19 protein-coding genes are annotated in these 22414 nt (G+C 64.5%); 17 read left to right on the top strand and 2 right to left on the bottom strand.

Annotation, left to right across the window (positions count from 1 at the left end):
• Positions 1 to 6 precede the first annotated feature (6 nt).
• Entirely contained in the window at positions 7 to 1098 is a 1092-nt protein-coding gene (gene bioB, locus UC34_RS02075; RefSeq protein ID WP_157122976.1) for a biotin synthase BioB, read from the top strand.
• A 215-nt stretch (positions 1099 to 1313) separates the two neighbouring features.
• Complete coding sequence (locus UC34_RS02070; RefSeq protein WP_044453572.1) at positions 1314 to 3335, top strand: acetyl/propionyl/methylcrotonyl-CoA carboxylase subunit alpha; 2022 nt, start codon at positions 1314 to 1316, stop codon at positions 3333 to 3335.
• A 110-nt stretch (positions 3336 to 3445) separates the two neighbouring features.
• On the opposite strand, the gene UC34_RS02065 is transcribed toward UC34_RS02070, so the two are convergent.
• Positions 3446 to 4249: an AraC family transcriptional regulator gene (locus tag UC34_RS02065; RefSeq protein ID WP_044453571.1), complete on the bottom strand. Its 804-nt coding sequence runs from the start codon at positions 4247 to 4249 to the stop codon at positions 3446 to 3448.
• 329 nt (positions 4250 to 4578) lie between these two features.
• On the opposite strand from UC34_RS02065, the gene UC34_RS02060 reads away from it, so the two are divergent.
• The 6 genes from UC34_RS02060 to UC34_RS02030 all read left to right on the top strand — a co-directional run bounded on the left by UC34_RS02060 (position 4579) and on the right by UC34_RS02030 (position 12015).
• Complete coding sequence (locus UC34_RS02060) at positions 4579 to 5469, top strand: NAD(P)-dependent oxidoreductase (protein ID WP_044453570.1); 891 nt, start codon at positions 4579 to 4581, stop codon at positions 5467 to 5469.
• Between the two features lie 228 nt (positions 5470 to 5697).
• A complete protein-coding gene (locus UC34_RS02055) occupies positions 5698 to 6909 on the top strand; it encodes a porin (protein WP_044453569.1) in 1212 nt (403 codons plus the stop codon).
• 1226 nt (positions 6910 to 8135) lie between these two features.
• Complete coding sequence (locus tag UC34_RS02045; RefSeq protein WP_044453567.1) at positions 8136 to 8381, top strand: hypothetical protein; 246 nt, start codon at positions 8136 to 8138, stop codon at positions 8379 to 8381.
• A 527-nt stretch (positions 8382 to 8908) separates the two neighbouring features.
• The gene (locus UC34_RS02040; RefSeq protein ID WP_044457639.1) at positions 8909 to 9832 is read left to right on the top strand and encodes a DMT family transporter; all 924 of its coding nucleotides are present in this window, start codon (positions 8909 to 8911) and stop codon (positions 9830 to 9832) included.
• A gap of 174 nt (positions 9833 to 10006) precedes the next feature.
• Entirely contained in the window at positions 10007 to 10864 is an 858-nt protein-coding gene (locus UC34_RS26095; protein WP_335645755.1) for a helix-turn-helix domain-containing protein, read from the top strand.
• A gap of 773 nt (positions 10865 to 11637) precedes the next feature.
• Entirely contained in the window at positions 11638 to 12015 is a 378-nt protein-coding gene (locus UC34_RS02030) for a helix-turn-helix domain-containing protein (protein WP_044453566.1), read from the top strand.
• Positions 12016 to 12164: 149 nt separating this feature from the next.
• Here UC34_RS02030 and UC34_RS02025 read toward each other — a convergent pair whose 3' ends face one another.
• Positions 12165 to 13001 (bottom strand): alpha/beta fold hydrolase, encoded by an 837-nt coding sequence (locus UC34_RS02025; RefSeq protein WP_044453565.1) that lies wholly within the window; start codon positions 12999 to 13001, stop codon positions 12165 to 12167.
• Between the two features lie 133 nt (positions 13002 to 13134).
• Here UC34_RS02025 and UC34_RS02020 point away from each other — a divergent pair, with 133 nt between their 5' ends.
• From UC34_RS02020 to UC34_RS01980, 9 genes are all read left to right on the top strand, one after another.
• Complete coding sequence (locus UC34_RS02020) at positions 13135 to 13686, top strand: YaeQ family protein (RefSeq protein WP_044453564.1); 552 nt, start codon at positions 13135 to 13137, stop codon at positions 13684 to 13686.
• 151 nt (positions 13687 to 13837) lie between these two features.
• On the top strand, positions 13838 to 14782 hold the full coding sequence (locus tag UC34_RS02015; protein WP_044453563.1) for a 2-hydroxyacid dehydrogenase: 945 nt from the start codon (positions 13838 to 13840) through the stop codon (positions 14780 to 14782).
• A gap of 96 nt (positions 14783 to 14878) precedes the next feature.
• On the top strand, positions 14879 to 15811 hold the full coding sequence (locus UC34_RS02010) for a hydroxymethylglutaryl-CoA lyase (protein ID WP_044453562.1): 933 nt from the start codon (positions 14879 to 14881) through the stop codon (positions 15809 to 15811).
• Positions 15812 to 15950: 139 nt separating this feature from the next.
• Entirely contained in the window at positions 15951 to 16469 is a 519-nt protein-coding gene (locus UC34_RS02005; RefSeq protein ID WP_044453561.1) for a YbaK/EbsC family protein, read from the top strand.
• A gap of 106 nt (positions 16470 to 16575) precedes the next feature.
• A complete protein-coding gene (locus UC34_RS02000) occupies positions 16576 to 16851 on the top strand; it encodes a DUF1289 domain-containing protein (RefSeq protein ID WP_044453560.1) in 276 nt (91 codons plus the stop codon).
• Between the two features lie 53 nt (positions 16852 to 16904).
• Positions 16905 to 17336 carry a MaoC family dehydratase gene (locus tag UC34_RS01995; protein WP_044453559.1) on the top strand — a complete coding sequence of 144 codons (432 nt, stop codon included), beginning with the start codon at positions 16905 to 16907 and terminating at the stop codon, positions 17334 to 17336.
• Positions 17337 to 17442: 106 nt separating this feature from the next.
• Positions 17443 to 18366, top strand: a complete 924-nt coding sequence (locus UC34_RS01990; RefSeq protein WP_044453558.1) for an MBL fold metallo-hydrolase — start codon at positions 17443 to 17445, stop codon at positions 18364 to 18366.
• Positions 18367 to 18817: 451 nt separating this feature from the next.
• The gene (locus tag UC34_RS01985; RefSeq protein WP_044453557.1) at positions 18818 to 19765 is read left to right on the top strand and encodes an NAD(P)H-dependent flavin oxidoreductase; all 948 of its coding nucleotides are present in this window, start codon (positions 18818 to 18820) and stop codon (positions 19763 to 19765) included.
• Between the two features lie 255 nt (positions 19766 to 20020).
• Positions 20021 to 22228, top strand: coding sequence for a hypothetical protein (locus UC34_RS01980; protein WP_157122974.1), 2208 nt, complete (start codon positions 20021 to 20023; stop codon positions 22226 to 22228).
• Positions 22229 to 22414 lie beyond the last annotated feature (186 nt).

Below are 22414 nucleotides of genomic sequence, written 5' to 3'. Positions count from 1 at the left end.
CACACCATGCAAGTTCACGCCCACACCGCCGCTCACGGACACGATGAAGCCCTGCGTCGCAACGACACGCCCTGGACCGTCGCGCAGATCGAAGCGCTGTTCGCGCTGCCGTTCAACGATCTGATCTTCCGCGCCCAGCAGGTGCATCGCGAGCATTTCGACGCCAACGCCGTACAGCTCTCCACGCTGCTGTCGATCAAGACCGGCGGCTGCCCGGAGGACTGCTCGTACTGCCCGCAATCGGCGAAGTACGACACCGGCGTGCAAGCCGAGAAGCTCATGCCGATCGACGAAGTCGTGGCCGCCGCCCAGCGCGCCAAGGACGCAGGCGCCACGCGCTTTTGCATGGGCGCCGCATGGCGCAGCCCGAAGCCGCATCAGGTCGATGCCGTGGGCGAAATGGTGCGCAGCGTGAAGGCGCTCGGCCTGGAGACGTGCGTGACGCTCGGCATGCTGCGCGACGGTCAGGCGCAGCAACTGCGTGACGCGGGCCTCGACTACTACAACCACAATCTCGATACGTCCCCCGAGTTCTATGGCCAGGTCATCACGACGCGCACCTATCAGGATCGTCTGGACACGCTCGCCCGTGTGCGCGACGCGGGCCTGAAGGTCTGCTGCGGCGGGATCGTCGGCCTGGGAGAAACGCGTCGCGAGCGCGCCGGGCTGATCGCTCAACTGGCGAACATGTCGCCGTATCCGGAATCGGTGCCCATCAACAACCTGATGAAAGTGGAAGGCACGCCGCTGGAGCACAACGAGAGCGTGGACCCGTTCGACTTCGTGCGCATGATCGCGGTGGCCCGTATCACGATGCCGCGCGCGATGGTGCGTCTGTCGGCAGGACGCGAGATGATGGACGACGCGCTGCAATCGCTGTGCTTTCTCGCCGGAGCGAACTCGATGTTCTATGGCGAGAAGCTGCTCGTCACGCAAAACCCGCAGGCCGAGCACGACCGCGCACTGCTGGCGCGACTCGGCATGCGCACGTCGACGGAGGAAAAGCTCGGCGCGCAGAACGTCGACGGCGCCGACGCCGCCTTGAGCGCCGATAACGCTGGTGCATGCGACAACCTCAAACCCTGTGCGAAGCATTAAGTGAGCGCGAGGCGAGCGCGCTGGCGCTGAACGAGTGAAGGATTGAAGGCTTGAAGGTATGAAGGGCCGCCGCAGCGGGAAAATCGCACGAGACGATTCGCCGTGGCGGCATCGCTGAATTGCAAAGAGAATGGGGCAAGTGTGAGGGAATGGCGTCACAAGCGACATTTCCCGCGCACAAGCGCCGCCCAAATCGATCATTTTCCGGAGGCAACATGTTCGACAAGATCCTCATCGCCAACCGCGGCGAAATCGCCTGCCGTGTGGCAGCGACGGCCGCCCGTCTGGGCATTCGCACGGTCGCCGTCTACTCCGATGCCGACGCACAGGCCAAGCACGTTGCCGTGTGCGACGAAGCCGTGCATGTGGGGGGCGCCGCCGCACGCGAGAGCTATCTGCGCATCGACGCCATTATCGATGCGGCCAAGGCCACCGGCGCTCAGGCCATCCATCCGGGCTACGGCTTCCTGTCCGAGAACGAAGCGTTCGCCGCCGCATGCCACGACGCCGGCATCGTCTTCATCGGCCCGCCGGTCGGCGCCATCCGTGCCATGGGCAGCAAGAGCGCGGCCAAGACACTGATGGAAGGCGCAGCGGTGCCGCTGGTGCCGGGCTATCACGGCGACAACCAGGACGCGGCGTTTTTGCATGCACGCGCCGACGAGATCGGCTATCCGGTGCTGCTCAAGGCCAGCGCAGGCGGTGGCGGCAAGGGCATGCGCGTGGTCGAGAGCAGCGAAGCGTTCCGCGCCGCGCTCGCCTCGTGCCAGCGCGAAGCCGCCAGCAGCTTCGGTGACGAACGGGTGCTGGTGGAGAAGTATCTGACGCGTCCGCGTCACATCGAAATTCAGGTGTTCGCCGACACGCACGGCAACTGCGTCTACCTGTTCGAGCGCGATTGCTCGGTGCAGCGGCGCCATCAAAAGGTGCTGGAAGAGGCCCCGGCGCCGGGCATGACGCATGAGCGCCGCCGGGCGATGGGCGAGGCCGCATGCAATGCCGCGCGCGCCGTGGGTTACGTGGGCGCAGGTACGGTCGAGTTCATCGCCAACCAGGACGGCTCGTTCTACTTCATGGAGATGAATACGCGCCTGCAGGTCGAGCATCCGGTCACGGAGATGATCACCGGTCTCGATCTGGTCGAATGGCAATTGCGCGTGGCCGCCGGTGAAGTGCTGCCGCGCAAGCAGGAGGAGTTGCGCATTCACGGGCATTCGCTCGAAGCGCGCATTTACGCCGAGAACCCGGACAACAACTTCCTGCCGTCGACCGGCAGGCTCTCGACGTTGCGTGCGCCGGCGGCGGTGCAGTTCGATATCGGCAGCGCGACGTCGCCCGCGGCCGTGCGTATCGATTCGGGCGTGCGCGAAGGCGACACCATCTCCCCGTTCTACGACCCGATGATCGCCAAGCTGATCGTGTGGGGGCAGGATCGCGACGAGGCGCTCGCGCGCATGCGCCGCGCGCTGGGTCAATACCGTGTGGTGGGCGTACAGACGAACATTGCGTTCCTCGGACGCCTCGTGGCGAGCGAGCCCTTCGCCGGCGCCGACCTCGACACGGGTCTCATCGAGCGCCATCGCGACACGCTGTTTCCGGCGGCTGCGCCTGTGCCCGCCACGACGCTGGCGCTTGCCGTGGCTGCCCAGCTCGCTCGCGAGACGGTCGTCGGCTTGCGCAAATATCAGGACAGCATCGACCGTCATTCGCCCTGGCAGCTTGCGACGGGCTGGCGTCTGAACTGCGACTATCAGCGTACGCTGTCGTTCGATCACGGCGAGACACGCCTGGATGCCGTGCTCACGAGCGGCGCGCAGGCCAGCACACTCGCCATCGGCGGGCAGACCTACCCGTACCGCTATGTGCACGAGGCCGGCGTGTACCGCGTGACGCTTGGCGAGCGCCGCGTGCAGGGGCACGTCGACTTCGAGCATGAGACGGCCCATGTCTTCGCCGACGGGCTGTCGTGGACGCTGCGCTGGCATGACCCGCTGGCGCAGGCCGGTGCGCACGAAGGCGGTGAGGGCCGTCTGACGGCCCCCATGCCGGGCAAGGTCATTGCCGTGCTTGCCGCCGCGGGCACGAAGGTCGAGAAAGGCGCGCCGCTGCTGGTGATGGAGGCGATGAAGATGGAGCACACCATCAGCGCACCGGCAGACGGCGAGATCGAGGAAGTGCTTTACGCGGTCGGCGATCAGGTGCCCGAAGGCGCGCAGTTGCTCGCGTTCAAGCGGTAACGTCGATACCGGGCGCAGATGCGGGCGGTGTGTGTGCGGTGTTCGTGCGGTGTTCGTGCGGTGTTCGTGCGGTGTGTGTGCGGTGTGTGTGCGGTGTTGGAGCGAAACCTTCACGTCGCGTCGCGCGCCATCGTACTGAAAATCACCTGACGCCGGAACTGCTCCGGCGTCAGTCCCGACTGGCGCGTGAACATCTCGATGAAGGTCGAAGGCGTGGCGTAACCCAGATCGAACGCGATCGACTTCACCGTGCGCCCCGCCTCCAATGCCTCGATGGCGCGCAAGAAGCGCATGCGCTGGCGCCATTGCCCCAACGTCATCCCCAGCTCCATCAGACAGTGACGCGCCAACGTGCGCTCCGTCATGGAGACGGTCTTCGCCCATTCGTCCACGGTCCGGTTGTCCCCCGGCTCGCTCTGTAATGCATCGAGCACACGGACCAGCGAAGGCGATCTCGCCTGCGGCAGGAAACGCGGTTCGGCGGGGGCGAGCGCAATCTGATCGACCAGTACGTGCGCAAGCCGCTTGTCCGCCTCGGTCTGCGGACACGCCACACCGCGCTCGGCGAAGTCGTTCAGCATCGCGCGCAACAGCCCGCTGATGCGCAACGTCGCCGCCTGCGCCGGTAGCGCGGTGGCAAGCGAAGCGTCGATGTACACGGACCGGTAGACGATGGCTTCGGCGTTGAAGCTCGCGTGCGTGGCCTTCGGCGGCACCCAAACGGCGTACTGTGGCGGCGACAGGAACCGCGCGCCTTCGATCTCCATCTGCATCACGCCACGGGCCACGTAGCTGAACGTTCCCCAGTCGTGGCGATGCGGTACCCATGCGGTCTGCGCGTCGAACTCGTCGTTGCGGAAGTAGACCGGATACGGCAGCGTCTGGAAGGTCGGCCAGTGGTAACGAACGGTCATTGGTGGCTGGGGACAGTCGGTGGGTCGGGCCGCACACGGTGGCAGACAGGGGCCGAGGGTTCGACGACGCCGGAACCTGCCTAAATGAACGCCAAGGTGAACGCCAAGGTGAACGCCATGGGTGTGCAACACGCACGCGCACAAACCCGACAATGGCGAACATCTTACCGGTACGCCCGTCTGCCCTGCGAAAACCCGCGTCCGGTGTCATGCTTTCGATGGGTGCCGGCGCCCCGCGCCCCGCAGGGTGTGTCGATGGACACGTGGGCCCGGCGCTGCGGGCGCCGTCGCCCGCGCGTCAACCTCACCCCAGGCATCAGGAGAAGGTAATGAATATCGGATTTCTCGGACTCGGCACGATGGGTGCCCCCATGGCACGCAATCTACTCGACGCCGGCTTCGCGCTGCGTGTGTGGAACCGCTCGGCCGAGCCCGTCGACACGCTGGCGGCGCACGGCGCATTCGCCGCATCCAGCCCCGCTCAGGCCGCCCTCGGTGTCGACGTCCTTATCGCCATGCTCGCCGACGATGACGCCTCGCGCGACGTGCTCGTCGACGGCGGCGCGCTCGCCGCGCTCACGCCGGGAGCGATCGTCGTGAACATGGCGACCGTCTCGCTGGCATTTGCCCGTGAAATGCGCGCGCATTGCGAGGCGCTCGATCTGCGCTACGTGGCAGCCCCCGTGCTCGGCCGCGTGAATGTTGCGCAAGCCGGCAAGCTCAACATTCTGGCAGCCGGTCAGCCGAACACGCTCGATGCGCTTGCGCCGCTGTTCGACGTACTCGGTCAGCGCACATGGCGTTTTGGCGATGCCCCCGAGAACGCGAACGTGGTGAAGCTCGCCTCGAACTTCATGATCGCCAGCGCCATCGAGTCGATGAGCGAAGCGGCCGCGCTCGCACAGGGACACGGCGTGGCGGGGAGCGATTTCCTCGACATGATCACGACGACGATATTCAACACGCCGGCGTACACCGGATACGGCGCGTCGATTTCGAAGCAGGTGTTCGAACCGGCGGGGTTCAAACTCTCGCTGGGCGCAAAGGACGTGCGTCTCGCCCTGCTCGCAGGAGAAGCCGCCAACGTGCCGATGCCCTTCGCGAGCGTGCTGCGCGACAATCATCTCGACAGCCTCGCACACGGCGAAGGACAACGCGACTGGGCCGCGCTGTCGCGGGTGGCGTTGCGGCGCGCGGGTCTGGCAACGGACGAGACCTGAGGCTATCGCGCGCTACAGGTGTGGCGGAACCCTTCGCAAGGCCGCTTATCGCGGAGTCCTGGCGAGTTTCCTAAGGAGGGTTCCTAGAAAAATTGGCGGCGACACAGAACGATGGTCGCTGCCATGGGGCTTTGCGCGGTTTCGGAATTTTCATAAGGAATCCGAATAGGGGTTCAGAAATATTCTCGGTGTCGATTTCAACCCTGCGCGCCAAGAGCGCCCGACACCATGACCCAACGTCCACACTCGACCACCGGCGTGCGCGCCCTCGCGCTCGCCGCCACGCTTTCGTTGTTCGCGCTGCCCGCGAGCGTCAGCGCCAGCAACGTCACCCTCTACGGCACCATCGACTCCGGCTTCGTGCACGCGAATCACACCGCGCAACCCAATGGCCCCGAGTCGTTCTCGGGCATCACAAGCAACATCATCGGCGGTAGCCGCTGGGGCCTGCGTGGCACCGAGCCGCTCGGTCGCGGCCTTTCCGCCCTGTTCCAGATCGAAAGCGGGTTCAACGCTGTCAACGGCAGCATGGGCAACGGCGGACTCGCGTTCGGCCGGAAGGCCATCGTCGGCCTCAAAAGTGCCGAATGGGGCGAAGTGACGATCGGCCGTCAGTACGATCCTGTCGTCAATCTCGTGCAGGGTCTGACCGCCGACGGTTACTTCGGCGGCTTCTTCGCCACGCCGGGCGATGTCGACAACTACGACAACGGGGCACGCATCAACAACTCGATTCGGTACGCCACGCCGAACTTCGGCGGTCTGCAATTCGAGGGAATGTATGCGACGGGCAACGTCGCGGGGAAGGTAGGCGCGGGCCGCGCGTATGGCCTCGCGGGCGCCTACAGCAATGGGCCGGTTGCCCTCGCCGCAGGCTACTTCTTCGCCGATGGTGGCAGCAATCGCGGACGCTTTGGCGTGAACAGCGACTGGCCTTACCGCGAATGGACCAGTAGCGCCGGCTCGCTGTTCAACTCGCCGATCAACGCCGGATTCCGCACGGCGAGCAAGGTGCGCATTGCCCGCGTTGGCGGCAAGTACGCGATCGGTCCGGCCATTCTGGGCGTGTCGTTCTCGAACGCGCAGTACGCGAGCGATGGCCTGTCGAACTTCTCCGGTACCGCAAAATTCGACACCATCAACGCCTTTGCGACCTATGCGCTCACACCGGCAATCAACACCGGCGTGGGTTACAGCTACACCCGCATGCGCGCGGACGGCACGATCGGTGCGCATTACAACCAGTTCAACGCGGGTGTCACTTACGCGTTGTCCAAGCGTACGTCCACTTACGTCATTGGCGGTTATCAGCAAGCCGTAGGCAAAACGCTGAATCAGGGACGCGCGGTGGAAGCGACGGCTTCCGTCGGATCGTATGGCATCGATGCAGGTGCGCGGACCCAATTGCTGGTGGGTATGGGGTTAAAGCACAGCTTCTGATCGCGAGCTCGTGACCTCTCTCGGCCCGAACGCGTTCACCCATGCGGGTTTGGGCCGGTTTCTTTTGTGAAATCAATCACCGCTCCCTAACGCTCAATCACCCCAGTCATTCAAACGATCGTTTGGAGTTTCGGGATTATTCGTCTAAAAAAATACACTCTTTACAATTTTAAGGGTTTACCCTATTCGGGAATCTATTTAGAATTCACCCCCATTGAAGTGACATGCAGTCGCAACCGGCGGTTACCACGCTTTTTGATTTCCCTATGAATTCGATGCGCACCGGTTTGTTCTGGCGCTGCAAACATCAGGGAGAAACGTTGTGGTGTTCACGAGTTGGTTGTTGATCGCGGCATTTGCGATTTCCGTGTCGGCAGCACGTGTCAGGCAATTGCATCGACGTTCGATGCACACGGCCGCTGCGGCCCACGTTGAACGCGTGCTGCGATATCGCCGGCGTCATCGCGTGACGCCATGTGCTCGCATCCAGTTCAAGGATGCCGCCTAGCGCAGCGATGTCCGCACGGGCGTATTGGACGGAGTAGCAGTAGCAGTAGCAGTAGCAGTAGCAGTAGCAGTAGCAGTAGCAGTAGCAGTAGCAGTAGCAGTTCGGAAGTTTATGGTTGGTGTAGTTCCGTAATTCTGTTTGATCCGCAGTGGCAGTTCAGCAAGTCGCAGCCTCGGAATGTCGATGTCTGCATCGCTGTACACGCATCACCCGCAGTCCTGAAGTTGGAAGGTCTCGCATCACGGCAGTACCCGTAGCTTGCAGCACCCGTCATCGACGTTCGGTGACAATCGTTGTAGTGATCTCTCGCAATACCCGCAGTCGTAGTTTGCAGTACTCATGCTGTATTCCGGCGCCATTATCGTGGCCGGATGGAGAGTCATCCCTCCCTGTTTTTTACGAGGCATCGCTCTCACGCGTTAGTGCCGTACCGCCGCCAATGCTGGACCGAGGCGGCGGATTGCGCGCCCACAGCCTCGTATTGCCCACGCGTTGCAAAAGACAACCCGACGCCACGATCACACATTGCGTGCTTCGTCGGAATCGATATCGCCGTGTCAACGCCGCGATGTCGTTCCTTCGTGGTATCCGCGATGTTCGCCCTTTCGGCCGATCCAGCGTAGTCGGATCCGGCTCGCCCTCGTTCCTGCGGGGGCGTCTGGCATGCGCCTGTCTGCGCGTCATGCCCGAAGTTTTGAAAACGAGAAAATCGAAAGACATGAATACCGACCCAGAGCGCATCACCCTCACCATCTCGCTGCATCCGAGCGATCTCAAACAACTCGATCACGCCTGCAAGCGTGTAGGTATGCGCCGTGAAGATTTCTGCGTATTGGCCACGCATCTGGAAGGCGCCCGCGTGCTCAATGGCGAGGGATTGGCGACACTCGCGCGTCCCTTCAACTTCGCTGCCGCCTTGCCTGCCGCGTTGCGCGGTGCGCTCACACGTCTTTGCGTGCGCTGACCTTCCCGGCCAGCGTAATGGGTTGTCGGCCGATGCCAGGCCGCCTGCCCCATCCACTTCCCGAGATGTCGGCCGACCTGTGTCATGCGTAATCGCGCGTGGCATCTCCTGACGAACCTGCGTGCCCGTCGATGCCGAGGCGCTTGCGTCGAGCACGACCATCCCGTCACGCCCTTCCCGCCTGGCGCGGCATAGCTTGGCACGGCATAACCGCCCGGTCGGCCTGCCGAAGTCGTGCCTGCCGCGTATCCAGTGCGTCCGGGGACGGGGCGAGACAGATACCCACCGTACACGCTGCAAGCGAGACCTGCGGTGCATTGTCATATTGCGCACGTCAAACGCCCTCCCGAGGCATTTCAACGACTCGCGCCCGGCCGCCTCATGCCGTCGTCGCGTCTGAAATTCCGCATCTTTTGTCTGAAATTCGTTATGCAAGAGGTGCTGTTCGGACGGACAATTGGCTCCAGCATTTGCTCTGGTTCGCCTCTCAGCCGGCCGGTCGTCCGACCGGCACACTGCTCCCCATCATGGCCAATTTCATTCTGCCGCTGACCGCTGTGCTCATCTGGTCGGCCAACGTGATCGTCAACAAGCTTGCTGTCGGTCACATCTTTCCTGCCGAAATCGCCTTCCTGCGCTGGTTCGCGGCGGGGCTGATCCTCACGCCACTGGCGCTGCCGCGACTGTGGCGCGAGCGCCAGGCATTTGCACCGCATATGGCGCAATACGCCACGCTCGGCGTGCTCGGCATGGCGCTGTATCAAGGCATCGCGTACTCGGCGGCGCACTACACCAGCGCGACGAACATGGGCATCATTCTGGCGCTGCTGCCGCTCACCACGCTGGGGCTGGCCGTCATGCTTCTCGGCGATGCCCTGAGTGCCGGCGCGCTCGTCGGCGGCCTGCTGTCCATCGGTGGCGTGTTGCTCGTGGTGGGCCACGGTTCGCTGCTGCATCTCGCAGATCAGGGCATCGGGGTGGGCGACGCGATGATGGTCATCGCCATGCTCGCCTACGCCATCTACTGCGTGCTGCTGCGCAAGTGGCGCTTGCCGCTCGCGCCGCTGCCATCGCTTTACGCACAGGTCATGTTCGCGGTCATCGCGCTGCTGCCGTTCTACCTGTTTTCGGAAAAGGCCGGCGTCTCGATGGACAACCTGCCGGCACTCGCCTTTGCCGCCATTCCGGTGTCCGTGATTGCGCCGTTTATCTGGATGGTCGGCGTAGCGCGCATCGGCCCGCGACGCGCGACTGTCGTCATCAATCTTGTGCCGATCTTCACGGCGCTGATCGCCGCCTTCGGCCTGGGTGAACATCTCGCGTTCTACCACCTCGTGGGCGGCGCGTTGATTCTGGCAGGCGTGGCGCTCGGCGAAAACTGGCATCTGCCGATTCGCAAAGCGCGTGAAACGATGTCGCCTACCGTCGATGAGTTGGGAAGCGTCCGATAAATTTTGCGCTATAAAGGTCGACGACTCTTTATAGAGGCCCGCCTGTAACGCATGGGAAGGAGAGCGATATAACGTCGCAGGACGCGGGGGGATTGATTACGCTGTGTGACTCGTCAACGGAGTCTCGCCATGCAAACGAATCCACTCGCGCTGTTCGGAGACCACCTCGCCCGCTTGCGCAAAGCACGCGGCTGGTCGCAGGAGAAGCTTGCGCTCGAGAGCGGTCTGGCACGCTCGTATGTCAGCGGCATCGAGCGTGGCCGACGCAACGTCGCGCTCGTCAACATCTGTGTGCTGGCCGATACGTTGGGTGTGCCAACGTCCGAGATGCTGCGATTTGCGCAGAGCGCGTCGAGCGCCACCGACGCCACCGATGCCGCCATACCCGACGAGCGCACGCCGCTGCCGCAAATCAGTCGCTCCCTGTGCAAGCTCGAAAACCGAGATCAGCTCTGGCTTGCAGAGATCATCCGCAGCCTCAGTTCCCGGTTGAGTCATGCCGCGCCACCGGCCGCAACCGCCGCCTATGCCCAAACCCGCGCCGATGTGCTCGACGACGATGTCGTCGTCGATCAAATTCAAGTTGAGGGGCAATACGAGCAGCGAGATGAGGGAAGCGACGGGGGAAGAGACGAAGCAAAAGACGAAGGCCGCGACGGCATCGAAGACCACGAAGGGAAGGCAGCGAGTGTGACCGGCGACGGCGAGGACTCAAGTGGTGAATTCATCGCGCTGCGTGCGGATGCCGCAGACGGTGCCGACAATGCCGCCCGGACGGGTGAGCACCACGCCCGCTTCGGCGAAACCCCGCCTCGTCTTCCGGTTGACACCGGCGTCGGGCCCGCCTATGCGGCAGGTCACCGACTCGCCGCATCGCGTTCCGGAGATACCGATGCCGACGCAGCGGCGCACAACGCGCCCACCGGCGCATCGCCGATGGTGCGCCCGATCGGCGAACCGGATCGCGAGTCCGTAACCTCGGGCGGTGCGGCCCACGAACCGTCGAGACGCCTGATCGACAGCGACGACTAAGTTGGCGGCCCCATACCGCCCCATGCCGCCCCATACCGACGCATATCGCTGCATTTCGCTGCATTTCGCTGCATTTCGCCGCTAATCGACGGCCAATGGGCCGCTAATGGGCCTCTAATCGGCCACTCATCGACTGCCAATGGCCGCTGATTTCAGCCGACATCGGCAACGGGCCTGCTTAGGACATCGCGCAAAGTCCCCCGGTTCTACCGGGGGCCTCGCACCATGATTCGTCTCGTTGAAGTCACTGTTTAACCTCTTAAAAATAATCCCCCTTACGCCCGTCGCGCGTTTGCGCGATGAATCCACCTCGGCGTCAGGCGGACGCTCACAACGTCAATAACGACAGGAATGCCAGCGGTTCGACGCCTACGCCAATTCCCTACCGCTCGACACAACATCACGCTCTGCTCGTCAACATCGAGTGACATCCCAACGCGGAACCTTTCAGAATCCCCGCTCTATTCCGTCCGGTCAGACCAGTGTCACACTGCGCGGCTCTGGTTGGCGCGAGTGCGGCAAAGGGAAGCGAGCACGCCGGACGCATCGCAGCGCGTGAATTCAACACGTGCCCTATGCGTGTCCCGTACGCGAAATAGCGTCACCAGTGACGTCGGGATGACCGCGCTCGTTGTGCCTTCTCCGAAAGTCCGCGAAAAATCTGCGAGGCGCCCCCGACAGTTCGTGCCTCACAAACGAGGGACACCCGAGGCACCGCCCCCGATGCCGGATTTTTGTTCCAATCTTCTCGTCCCTAACAAGGAAACTTTTTTATGGACACCAATTTATTCCGATTCGGCAGACACCTCGCCGGTTTGCGCAAGAAATACAACTGGGCGCAGGACAAGCTTGCCCTGGAGAGTGGTCTTGCGCGTTCCTATCTGAGTGGTGTCGAGCGTGGCAAACGCAATATCTCGCTGCGCAACATCTGCATTCTGGCTGACACGTTGGGGCTACCGCCGCACGAACTGCTCGCGTTCGATTCGTCTGGCAGCATGGCGGCCGATACCGGTGTCGCGGCACCTTGCGATCCGTATCCGTCACTCAATCGCGCAATGCAAAAACTGTCGGATCGGGATCAGGCGTGGATGGCCGATCTCGTGCGTACGCTGAGCTTGCGTCTGGGCCACGGCGTGTTACGCGACGAATGACGGCGAGGCGAGTGTCCCGCGCGGCACGCTCACGCCCGGTTCGGCAGGACCGTCCGGCGTGTCCAACGCTTGGGACGCATGGGGCGCACGGGTCACATGTGATGCACGTGACGCACGTGATGCATGCGACGCGCGAAACGTGTGGGACGTCAGTCGTTTCCGAGGAAGGCATCCACCGCGCGGTGGAACGCGATCGGATTGGCCAGGTTCATGCCGTGCGATGCGTCCTGAATCAGCATGCGACGCGCCTCCGGCATGGCGTATGCCAGGGCGTTGAGCACATCCGGATAGGGGGCGGGGCTTTGTGCGCCGCCCATGAGCAGCACCGGAGCGTGCAGCGCACCCAACGCGTCGATGGGCAATGGGGTGCGCGGCTCGGCGACCTGTCCGATCAGGGTACGGGCGTTGTCGCGCACCATTTGCTTGAACCACGGCACCATGCGTCGCCATGTGTCCGGACCGCTGACCGTATCGATGAAAATCGCCAGACCGCCATCGACGTCTCCGGCCTCGATGGCGTTCAGCGCCTTCTCACGGAAGTTGCCGCGCTCGCTGTCGAGCGGGATCTGCACCGGCCCGCCGCTGATTTCCACACCGGGGTCGGCCAGAATGAGCGAGCGTACGGTATCGGGCGCGAGCAGTGCGGTGCGCAAGGCGACGTAGCCGCCGCGCGAATGGCCAAGCACGTGGACAGGTCCGACCCCCAGCGCCGTGATGAACGCCGCGAGATCCTCGGCGTGCTGCTCGCCGGAGAACACGCCGTCGTGACCGTTCCACGCTTCGGGGAAATAGTGACGCAGACTGACCGAGATCACGCGCCGGCGTTGCCCGAGCGGGGCCATGTTCGGCTTGAAGTAACGGTAGTCGCAGAGCGAGCCATGAACCAGCACTAGCGGGGCGCCGACAGCGTCGGCAGGTGCGGGAGTTTCGACGTACGCCATCGGATAGCCATTGACGTCGATCGTTTGCGGTGCAGGAACCGGCATGGGGATGCTTCAGGTCAGACGAAGGCGCCAGTATACCGAGCTTGCCAGCGGCTCGCTGCGACACGGCCCCCTGCGCACGCTGGTGTATCCTTGCGACTTTCTTCATTCCTGCGGTTGCCCGCGATTCCCCGGTATGGCACTCAAAGCCACCATTTACAAGGCCGAGGTGCAAATCACCGACCTCGATCGCCACTACTACGCGACCCACAACCTCACGATCGCCCGCCATCCCTCGGAAACCGACGAGCGCATGATGGTGCGCGTGCTGGCCTTCATGCTGTACGCCGGCGAGCGCCTCTCGTTCGGCAAGGGCATCTCCACCGCCGACGAGCCGGACCTCTGGGAGCATGACTTCGGCGGCGACATCGTGCGCTGGATCGACGTCGGCCAGCCGGACGCCCGCCGCCTCGTCAAAGCCGCGGGCCGCGCACAGCATGTCGACGTCATCGCATACGGCGGCAAGCCGGCGGCCGTCTGGTGGCAGACGACGCTCAAGGACGTGAACCGCTTGTCGAACCTCACCGTGCGAATGCTGGACGACGAATCGGCCGAGGCGCTCACCGCGCTCGCGTCGCGCACGATGCGTCTGCAATGCACCCTTCAGGACGGCGAAGTCTGGGTGGCGGACGACAACCATAACTTCGCGGTCAAGCTCGACACGCTGCGAGACGCCGCGCGCGACTGATCCGGCGAGGTGGGAGCGCGGGTTGGGTTGGGGGCAAGGTTTTCACTTTGGCTCAGGCCTCGCCCCAATACGCGACGCCCGGCAAGCTGCGTTACACTTGACGTTAACGTAAATCGAGTGAACGCGACCGCGCCGACGGCACGCGCAATTCATGGACATCCTCATCTATTCCCCCGACGGCAAGACGGCCGCTTACGAGAGCGGTCTCGCCGAGCATTTGCCGCAGGCCAACATTCGCGGCTGGCAGCCGGGCGACACCGCCCCGGCAGACTATCTGGTGTTGTGGAAGCCAAACGCCGAAGTGCTGCAACCCCGTGAGCGTCTGAAGGCGATCTTCAACCTCGGCGCGGGGGTGGACAGCGTGCTCGGCACCGGTGGCGAAGGTGCGCAACGCCTGCCCGCCGGCGTGCCGCTCGTGCGTCTGGAAGACGCCGGCATGGCCGATCAGATGGCGCAGTACGTCAGCGCCGCCGCGCTGCGTTACTTCCGCCGGCTCGACGATTTCGACGCCCAGCAGGCGCAAGCCCAATGGAAATTCCAGAAACCGAACCGTCTGTCGGACTTTCCGATTGCCGTGCTGGGTTACGGCACGCTCGGTGCGCACGTCGCCAAAGCCCTGAAGACGTTCGGCTTTCCGGTGCGCGCATGGAGCCGCAGCGAGCGTCAGGACGACAGCGGCGTCGCGCTGTTTCACGGCGACGCGGGTTTCGACGCCTGTGTCGGCGGCGCGCGCATTCTCGTCAACCTGCTGCCGCTCACGCCACAAACGGTGGACGTGCTCAATGCGAACCTGTTCGCCAAACTGGCGCAGGGCGCGTTCCTGATCAATGTCGCGCGCGGCGCGCATCTGGTCGAAGCGGACCTGCTCGCCGCGCTCGAAAGCGGTCAGATCGCGGGCGCCACGCTCGATGTGTTCCGCACCGAACCGCTGCCGGCCGATCATCCGTTCTGGCATGCGCCACGGATTACCGTCACGCCGCATATCTCGGCACTGACGCTGCGCGACGAGACGGTTGCCCAGATCGCAGGCAAGATCGCGGCCATGGCGCGTGGCGAAGCGATCACCGGCATCGTCGATCTCGCGCGCGGGTACTGAGCCGCCGCCCTGCGTCACGACTGCCATCCCGGACAAACCCAACAGACGCCCCAGACGCCCCAGACGCGTTAGACGAACTCCAGGAGACCGATTCCCATGTCCGCATCTCATCTGCCGCAACGTGTGAAAGTGGTCGAAGTCGGCCCGCGCGACGGTCTGCAAAACGAAAAGCAGCCCGTGCCCACCGACATCAAGATCGCGCTGGTCGACCGGCTTTCGGCCGCCGGCTTTGCCAATATCGAAGCGACCTCCTTCGTGTCGCCGAAGTGGGTGCCGCAGATGGCCGACGGCGCCGAAGTCATGGCCGGTATCACGCGTCGTCCGGGCACAATCTACTCGGTGCTCACGCCCAATATGCGCGGCTTCGAAGGCGCCGTTGCCGCGAAGGCGGACGAAGTGGTCATCTTCGCCGCGGCGAGCGAAGCCTTCTCGCAACGCAATATCAACTGCTCCATCGAAGAGAGCATCACGCGCTTCGAGCCGGTCGCGCGCGCCGCGAAGGACGCCGGTCTGCGTTTGCGCGGCAGCATTTCTTGCGCACTCGGCTGTCCCTACCAGGGCGAAGTGCCCGTCGCGAACGTGGTCGACGTCGTGAAGCGCCTCGCCGCGCTCGGGTGCGACGAAATCGATATTGCCGACACCATCGGCGTCGGCACGCCCTCGCGCACGCGTGAAGTCATGGAAGCTTGCGCAAAGGTGTTCCCCATCGAACGCCTCTCGGGCCATTTTCACGACACCTATGGTCAGGCGACCGCGAACATTTACGCCGCGCTCCTCTCGGGCATCTCGATTTTCCACTCGTCTGTCGCCGGGCTCGGCGGCTGCCCGTACGCCAAGGGGGCGACCGGCAACGTGGCGACGGAAGACGTGCTGTATCTGCTGCAAGGACTGGGCATCGAGACCGGCATCGATCTCGACGCGGTGGTTCACACCGGGGACTTCATCTCGCAGGCCATTGGTCGCCCGAATGCGTCGCGCGTGGGCCGGGCGATGCTTGCCAAGATGAAGGACGCTGCGACGAGCGCCTGACGGGCGCGATGCGTCCTGGGCAGCGGATGCAAGAGACGCGCCGCACGCTACGCGCCTCTGACGCCCCGAACCTCAAGGACACCCGCGTCGCGCGAATCCCTGTCGCACGACGCATTGCCACAAATTCGACGGACCCATCATGAGCGAAACGCCCCAGATCCCTGAATCCGCCAACGAGCACGAGCTTCCCGAAGGCGCGCGGCATGTCGCGCGACTGCTCGCCGGCATGGGCCACGATCAGCCTATCGTGCTGCTGCCCGCCACCGGCAAGACGTCGGCCGAAGCCGCCGCAGGGCTCGGTTGCGAAGTCGCCCAGATTGCCAAATCGATCATCTTTCGCCGCGCGGCGGACGACACGCCGGTGCTGGTCATTGCCAGCGGCGTCAACCGTGTGGACGAGAAGAAGGTCGCCGCGCAGGTCGGTGAACTCGCACGCGCCGACGCGCGCTTCGTCAAGGAAAAGACCGGGTATTCGATTGGCGGCGTGAGCCCGATCGGGCACGTGGTCTCACCGGTGACGCTGATCGACGAAGACCTGCTCAAACTCGCCAGCTTGTGGGCCGCCGCCGGGCATCCGCACGCCGTGTTCAACCTCACACCGCAGCAGTTGGTGGCCATGACGGGCGCGCCGGTCGTCGACGTCGCGCTTCGCAGCTAGACCAGCGGCAATCGTCGCCACGATGGCCGCCCCGGCGAACGAACAAGTCCCTCAAGGAAACCTGCCATGCCAAGCCCCGAACTTGTGCCGGGTCTGACCAGCGCCCATGATGTCGCCCGAGTCGTCGCCTGTGTCGTCGCCTGAGTCGCCGGTGCCGTCGCCCTGCACCAACATCTGCCGCATGAACCCGGCCACGGGCTGGTGCTCGGGCTGCTGGCGCACGCTCGACGAGATCGCGTCGTGGTCGACGATGGAGGAAGACGCCAAACGCCTCGTCTGGTCGCTGCTGCCTGCACGACGCGCCGAACACGAAGCGCCGCCCGTGATGCATCGCCGCGTGGTCGCACGAAGTCGAAACCCGTCCGACGAGGACGACACCTGAGATCGAAGGCGCGCTCGCGCGCGAGCACCACCCCCAACGCTCTGTCATCGCATATGGGAAAAATCGTTGCCGTCGGCGAGACATTCTCCGCCACCCACCATTTCTCGCCGGATTCGATTCGCGAGTTCTCCACCCTCGCTCACGACTTCAACCCCCTGCATCTCGACGCCGAGTACGCCGCTGCCGATCCGCGTTTTGGCGGACTGATCGCGTCGGGCACGCAGCAGATGTCCTACCTCGCCGCGCTGCTCGCCACGCACTACGCCAAAACGGCGCAACCGCTCGGACTAGAGTTCGACATGAAGCTGCGCCGCGCCGTGCACGCGGGCGACGACATCACGGTGCGCTGGACCGTCACCGACAGCCTGTGGAAGGAGAAGCTCGTAGGCGACATCGTTTCGCTCGATGGCGAGGCCGTCAACCAGCGCGGCGAGACCGTGATCGCAGCCACCGCCAAGATTCTCGTGTGCCCCAAACCCTCGTGAGCCGACGCGTTCCTCGTGCGATAGCGCAAACGCTTCCCCCTTTGCCGACCTTGCCTGCCTTGCTCACTTTGCGACCGCAGACCTGACCTGAAATGAGATACGCCCAATGACCTCGCTTTCCCTGCCTGCCGGGTTGCGCGTGTTCGAGCGCGGCTGGCTCTCATCGAACAACGTGCTGTTCCTTGGCGATACGCCGACGCTCATCGACAGCGGCTACGTCAGTCATTCCGCGCAGACGCTGGCGCTCGTCGCGCACGCGTTGCCAGAAGGCCGCCCGCTCGCGCGCCTGATCAACACGCATCTGCACTCGGACCATTGCGGCGGCAACGCCGCCTTGCAGGCCCGATACGGCTGCCGCACGTGGGTACCTGCGGCCGAGGCCGACGCCGTACGTCATTGGGACGAGAAGCGACTGTCGTTCGACGCCACGGGCCAGCAGTGTGCGCGCTTCACGTTCGACGACACGCTCTCGCCCGGCGATACCGTTGCGCTCGGCGACCATGAATGGCTGGTGCTGGGCGCGCCGGGACACGATCCCCACGCGCTCATGCTCTACAACGCCGCCGAAGGCATCCTGATTTCCGGCGACGCCCTGTGGGAGCGCGGCTTCGGCGTGATCTTCCCGGAACTCGACGGCGAGTCCGGGTTCGCCGAGCAGGCCGCCGTACTCGACCTCATCGAGCAGATCGACGTCTCGCTGGTCATTCCCGGCCACGGTAAGCCGTTCGACGACGTCGACGCAGCGCTCGGCGCCGCGCGCTCGCGGCTCGACTATCTGCAAAGCGACCCGGCCCGCAACGCGCGCAATGCGCTCAAGGTGCTAATTGTTTTCCGCCTCATGGCCGAAGTGACGATGACCGGCGCCTCGCTCAAGGCCACGCTCGACACCGCGCGCGCGTGGCGCAATGCGGCCGCGATGCTCGCGCCGCCATCGGAATGGCCTGCGCTTCTCGACCAGCTCGTCGCGGAACTCGCGAAAGCCGGCGCGATTCGGTACGACAGCGAGACGGACGCACTGCACTCGGTGTGAGCGAAGGAGGCTGGGGCGGATGACAGATGGCGCAGCGCTGTCGGGGCATGCCGCACATCAGAGATGCGCGGGGCAAAAAAATAACGCCGCTGGCCAGTCACGGCAAGCGGCGTTTGAGGACGTGACGTGCCGGACGAACGCTGCGGTCGCTAACGCTGCGCTCGTCCTGCGACACGGTGATGCGGGTGTCCCCTGGCACGCGATTTCATCGTAGTCAGCCCGTTCGCCGCGCCCAAGAGGACTTTCCCTGATAGGGACGAAATTGCCCGGTGCGAACTGAGGCTTTCTTCAAGTGAACGCACGTCGGGCAACGTCCGAATCCCCCTATAATCGAACGATCGTTCGCGAATATCGAGACCACCGAATACCGTCCGTCATTGCACACCGTCGCACGCCAATGCCGCGAGTGCCGTCGACCGAACGCCCTGCCTCAGGAGACTCAGGAGACTTCATGGCCCTTCCCAAGATTCTGCAAAATCTCGCGCTGCCCGTGGTGGCGTCGCCCATGTTCATCGTGAGCTACCCGGAGCTGGTGCTCGCGCAGTGCAAGGCCGGCATCGTCGGCTCGTTCCCCGCGCTCAATGCGCGCGAGCCGCAGATTCTCGAGGATTGGCTCGCGCGCATCAACGAAGAGCTAGCGTCGTACAAGGCAGCGAACCCGGAAGCCGTCGTCGGCCCGCTCGCCGTGAATCAGATCGTGCATCAGTCGAATCAGCGACTCGAACACGACGTGCGTGTGTGTGTCGAGCATCGCGTACCGATCTTCATCACGAGCCTGCGGGCACCGCCCAAGGAAGTGCTCGATGCGGTGCACAGCTACGGCGGCATCGTGCTGCACGACGTCATCAACCTGCGTCACGCCAACAAGGCGCTCGAAGCCGGTGTGGATGGCCTCATTCTCGTTGCCGCCGGCGCCGGCGGTCACGCGGGCATGCTCTCGCCGTTCGCGCTGGTCGGCGAGGTGCGCAAGATCTTCGACGGTCCCATCGTGCTCTCCGGCTCGATCGCCAACGGCGGCTCGATTCTCGCCGCGCAGGCGATGGGCGCGGATCTCGCCTATATCGGCACGCGATTCATCGCATCGACCGAAGCCAATGCCAGCGACACCTACAAGCAGGCCATCGTCGATGCGAGCGCGAACGACATCATCTACACGAATCTTTTCACCGGCGTGTCGGGCAATTACATTCGCCAGAGCATTTTGAACGCGGGTCTCGATCCCGAGAATCTGCCCACCGCCGACAAGTCCGCCATGAACTTCTCGAAGGCGAAGGCCTGGAAAGACATCTGGGGCGCAGGTCAGGGCGTGGGGCTGATGGACGATGTACGACCGGCGGCAGACATCATCGCGCGTCTGAAACAGGAGTACGACGACACGCGCAAGCGACTGGCGGGTTGATTCGCCACAGCCGACGCCGGGCCAGTCTCATGGGCGGCGCGAATGCGAGACGGGCGCCGCCAGCGCGCCCCTTCCCTCTCAGCCGACGGTCGCTTCAAGCCATGTGTTTGATGACGAACTTCCGGTGCGCGCCCACCCACGGAACCGCAAAACGATAGTCGTCCCGACCGATACGCAAGCCCGAGGTATTGGGGCGGTGGCAGTCTTCTCATCCCGGGCCACCGATACGTCAGCGACCTCGTCATGCTGTGCGTGATGGCCCTCACTTCGGAAGAGGCCGCCATGCCCTACCGCTCCCATTGCCGCGTCACCCAACCATCGCCGCAGTACGGCATACCTCCCGTCAATCTGCCCACTCGTCAGTCGACTCATCAGCCGCCTCGCATGCGCGCCGACGCAGACGCCGGCCTCGCGCGTTCGTTACGTCGCGCCCGGGTCACTCACGCCGCATGCCGAAACACGGAACGCACAGCGCCGGGCGCGGCATGTCATCCGCAACACGGCGATGTCCCACGACACGCGGGCAAGGCCTGGTCAGCCGCCTTTGCGCTGCTTCTCGTGGCGAACATGATCTCGCCTGTGGCCAGCGGCATTCCGCGCGGGGCAACGCATCGCGCACCGGCGTCGGCGCGCTCCTTGCAAGGACGCGACGAGGACCCGTCGCTCGACGACGCGCAAGCCGTTGCGAGCTCGCCGATGCGCGACGCATCCGATGGCGTTGCCGTTCGTCCCGTCGCGTTCCTGCCCGTCAAGTCCGACTACACGCTCTCCGAATTCCTGGGTGCGGTTGCCGCGTCGAGCGCCCCATTCCAGCACACCGGCGGGGCGCTGCTTCAGATGTACACGCTCGTCACCGGCGACACCGTGGATGCCGGAACGCGCAGAAGCATCGACCAGTGGACCGAAGCCCTCGACTTCGCTACCGGGCTGATTCCGGATGTCGGCTTGTCGCGCATTCCCGGCGAGGCCGCCGGTATCGCGGCCGACGGGATCGACGGGCGCGTGCCCGATGCCGGACGCCTCATGTCGGTGGTGCAATCGGGCGACGCGCGCAACTGGCAAAGTCGCGGCATCGTCCGCGCCCGCCCGGATTTCGCCCGGATGCACCAGGAAAGACGCACCCACGCGGGCCATCGGAGCGATGCGTCGCACAGCGTCGTCGCTGCACGAAGCGGGCCGAATGAGACGCCATCGTCATTGCCCGAGCCAGTCGGCGCTGCGCTGTCGTCCGCCTCCGGCGCGCCACGCTCCGGCAATGGCCGGGCGACGCTCGCGCTGCCCGAGTGGCACATCGAGGGCGAGCAGGAACATCTGCTCGGCTATGCCCAATCGCTGTCTGCGGAGCGCCTGCCCGACGATCGCCGCAGCCGACTGGTGCTGCTCGACGGTCGGCATTACCTTCGCGGAGAAGCCGGTTACTACCACGCCATGCGCGGGCGCAGCGCGGACCACTGGCTCGTGTCGGCCCCACGCGGCAGCGGTCACGTCGCCCAGGTGCCCGTGACGTACGACCCGGCCACCGGCGCATGGCACGCGCAAAGGCCGTTGCGCCTTTGTGGCGGCGGATGCGGGCCGAGCCGCGCGGCGAGCCCCGACAGCATCGCCGTCGACCGGCAAAAGATTTTCGACGCCCTTGCGCACCTGCGCGACGACCACGCGCGCGATGGCATTCGCTACGCGTTCAACGATCTGAGCTTGCTCCATCTCACACGCAGCAACCGCCCCGATCTTCACATGATGCGAGACAACTCGATCATCGATCACCGCGAAGCGCTGCGTGCCTCGATGAAGCGGATCGGGCGCGACTTGCCACTGGTCAGGCAACAGGAGGAAGCGTCCCTGATCACCACGATGCACTACTACTGGAATCGCTACAGCGAGGCCTTCTGTCAGGAGAATTCGGAGATCCTGTTTCACTACCTGCTGGCGAACAGCATTCCGACCGACCGGCTTCGCATGATCACCGTGCAGCCCAAGAACCGGCCGCCGCACGTACTGGTGCTGTACACGGAGTCGGAGCGCCTGATCGACCTGCTCGAATCGGCGACGCCGCAGCCACCGCAGAACCTGGAGCCCGACGGCATCAACGACATGCTGTTCGCGCGCGAAATCTACGAGTCGCGCGATTCGACCGTGCTGCTCGATCCGTGGAGCCGTGCACGCGCGACGTCCTTCGCGAACGCGAACCACGCGGTCGATCTGGTCGACGCACTCGACGCAGCGTTCTCCGATATCGGGCATCGGCCCGGCAACCGGTACCGCGTCTCCATCACGCGCCCCCTTGGCGCGCGGCGTGGCAGCACCGGCCGTCGGGGAAGCATGGGCAGTCAGGGCAGCAGCGGCAGCAACTCGCTCTCCAGCCAATCGACCGGCGCCACGAGCTGGAACAGTGCGACGGGTCCGATTCCTGGGCCGTCACGGCAATCGGTCGATCTGCCACATGCGCAGCCCGTCAGCGTCTGAGTGCCCTCGGTTCGTCCACGCAGCGCATTCTTCGGAGAATTCCCCGTGCCTTTGACCCACCATCCCCGCGCCATCATCACGCCTGCGTGTTACGGCTTACCCCATGCGTCGACGCGCACGCCGCATCGAAGCGGTTTTCCCACAACGTTTCGCCGCGCTCGCACGGTCCGGCCGTCGCGCGACAGC

It is taken from the genome of Pandoraea vervacti (genome assembly GCF_000934605.2).
Taxonomy (GTDB): domain Bacteria; phylum Pseudomonadota; class Gammaproteobacteria; order Burkholderiales; family Burkholderiaceae; genus Pandoraea; species Pandoraea vervacti.
This window is presented reverse-complemented; position numbering and strand designations above follow the sequence as displayed.

What these genes read in the sequence shown, in the direction of transcription:
- bioB (WP_157122976.1), top strand. Translation starts at nt 7, where the DNA reads ATGCAAGTTCACGCCCACACCGCCGCTCACGGACACGATGAAGCCCTG.
- UC34_RS02070 (WP_044453572.1), top strand. Translation starts at nt 1,314, where the DNA reads ATGTTCGACAAGATCCTCATCGCCAACCGCGGCGAAATCGCCTGCCGT.
- UC34_RS02065 (WP_044453571.1), bottom strand. Translation starts at nt 4,249, where the DNA reads ATGACCGTTCGTTACCACTGGCCGACCTTCCAGACGCTGCCGTATCCG.
- UC34_RS02060 (WP_044453570.1), top strand. Translation starts at nt 4,579, where the DNA reads ATGAATATCGGATTTCTCGGACTCGGCACGATGGGTGCCCCCATGGCA.
- UC34_RS02055 (WP_044453569.1), top strand. Translation starts at nt 5,698, where the DNA reads ATGACCCAACGTCCACACTCGACCACCGGCGTGCGCGCCCTCGCGCTC.
- UC34_RS02045 (WP_044453567.1), top strand. Translation starts at nt 8,136, where the DNA reads ATGAATACCGACCCAGAGCGCATCACCCTCACCATCTCGCTGCATCCG.
- UC34_RS02040 (WP_044457639.1), top strand. Translation starts at nt 8,909, where the DNA reads ATGGCCAATTTCATTCTGCCGCTGACCGCTGTGCTCATCTGGTCGGCC.
- UC34_RS02030 (WP_044453566.1), top strand. Translation starts at nt 11,638, where the DNA reads ATGGACACCAATTTATTCCGATTCGGCAGACACCTCGCCGGTTTGCGC.
- UC34_RS02025 (WP_044453565.1), bottom strand. Translation starts at nt 13,001, where the DNA reads ATGCCGGTTCCTGCACCGCAAACGATCGACGTCAATGGCTATCCGATG.
- UC34_RS02020 (WP_044453564.1), top strand. Translation starts at nt 13,135, where the DNA reads ATGGCACTCAAAGCCACCATTTACAAGGCCGAGGTGCAAATCACCGAC.
- UC34_RS02015 (WP_044453563.1), top strand. Translation starts at nt 13,838, where the DNA reads ATGGACATCCTCATCTATTCCCCCGACGGCAAGACGGCCGCTTACGAG.
- UC34_RS02010 (WP_044453562.1), top strand. Translation starts at nt 14,879, where the DNA reads ATGTCCGCATCTCATCTGCCGCAACGTGTGAAAGTGGTCGAAGTCGGC.
- UC34_RS02005 (WP_044453561.1), top strand. Translation starts at nt 15,951, where the DNA reads ATGAGCGAAACGCCCCAGATCCCTGAATCCGCCAACGAGCACGAGCTT.
- UC34_RS02000 (WP_044453560.1), top strand. Translation starts at nt 16,576, where the DNA reads ATGATGTCGCCCGAGTCGTCGCCTGTGTCGTCGCCTGAGTCGCCGGTG.
- UC34_RS01995 (WP_044453559.1), top strand. Translation starts at nt 16,905, where the DNA reads ATGGGAAAAATCGTTGCCGTCGGCGAGACATTCTCCGCCACCCACCAT.
- UC34_RS01990 (WP_044453558.1), top strand. Translation starts at nt 17,443, where the DNA reads ATGACCTCGCTTTCCCTGCCTGCCGGGTTGCGCGTGTTCGAGCGCGGC.
- UC34_RS01985 (WP_044453557.1), top strand. Translation starts at nt 18,818, where the DNA reads ATGGCCCTTCCCAAGATTCTGCAAAATCTCGCGCTGCCCGTGGTGGCG.
- UC34_RS01980 (WP_157122974.1), top strand. Translation starts at nt 20,021, where the DNA reads ATGGCCCTCACTTCGGAAGAGGCCGCCATGCCCTACCGCTCCCATTGC.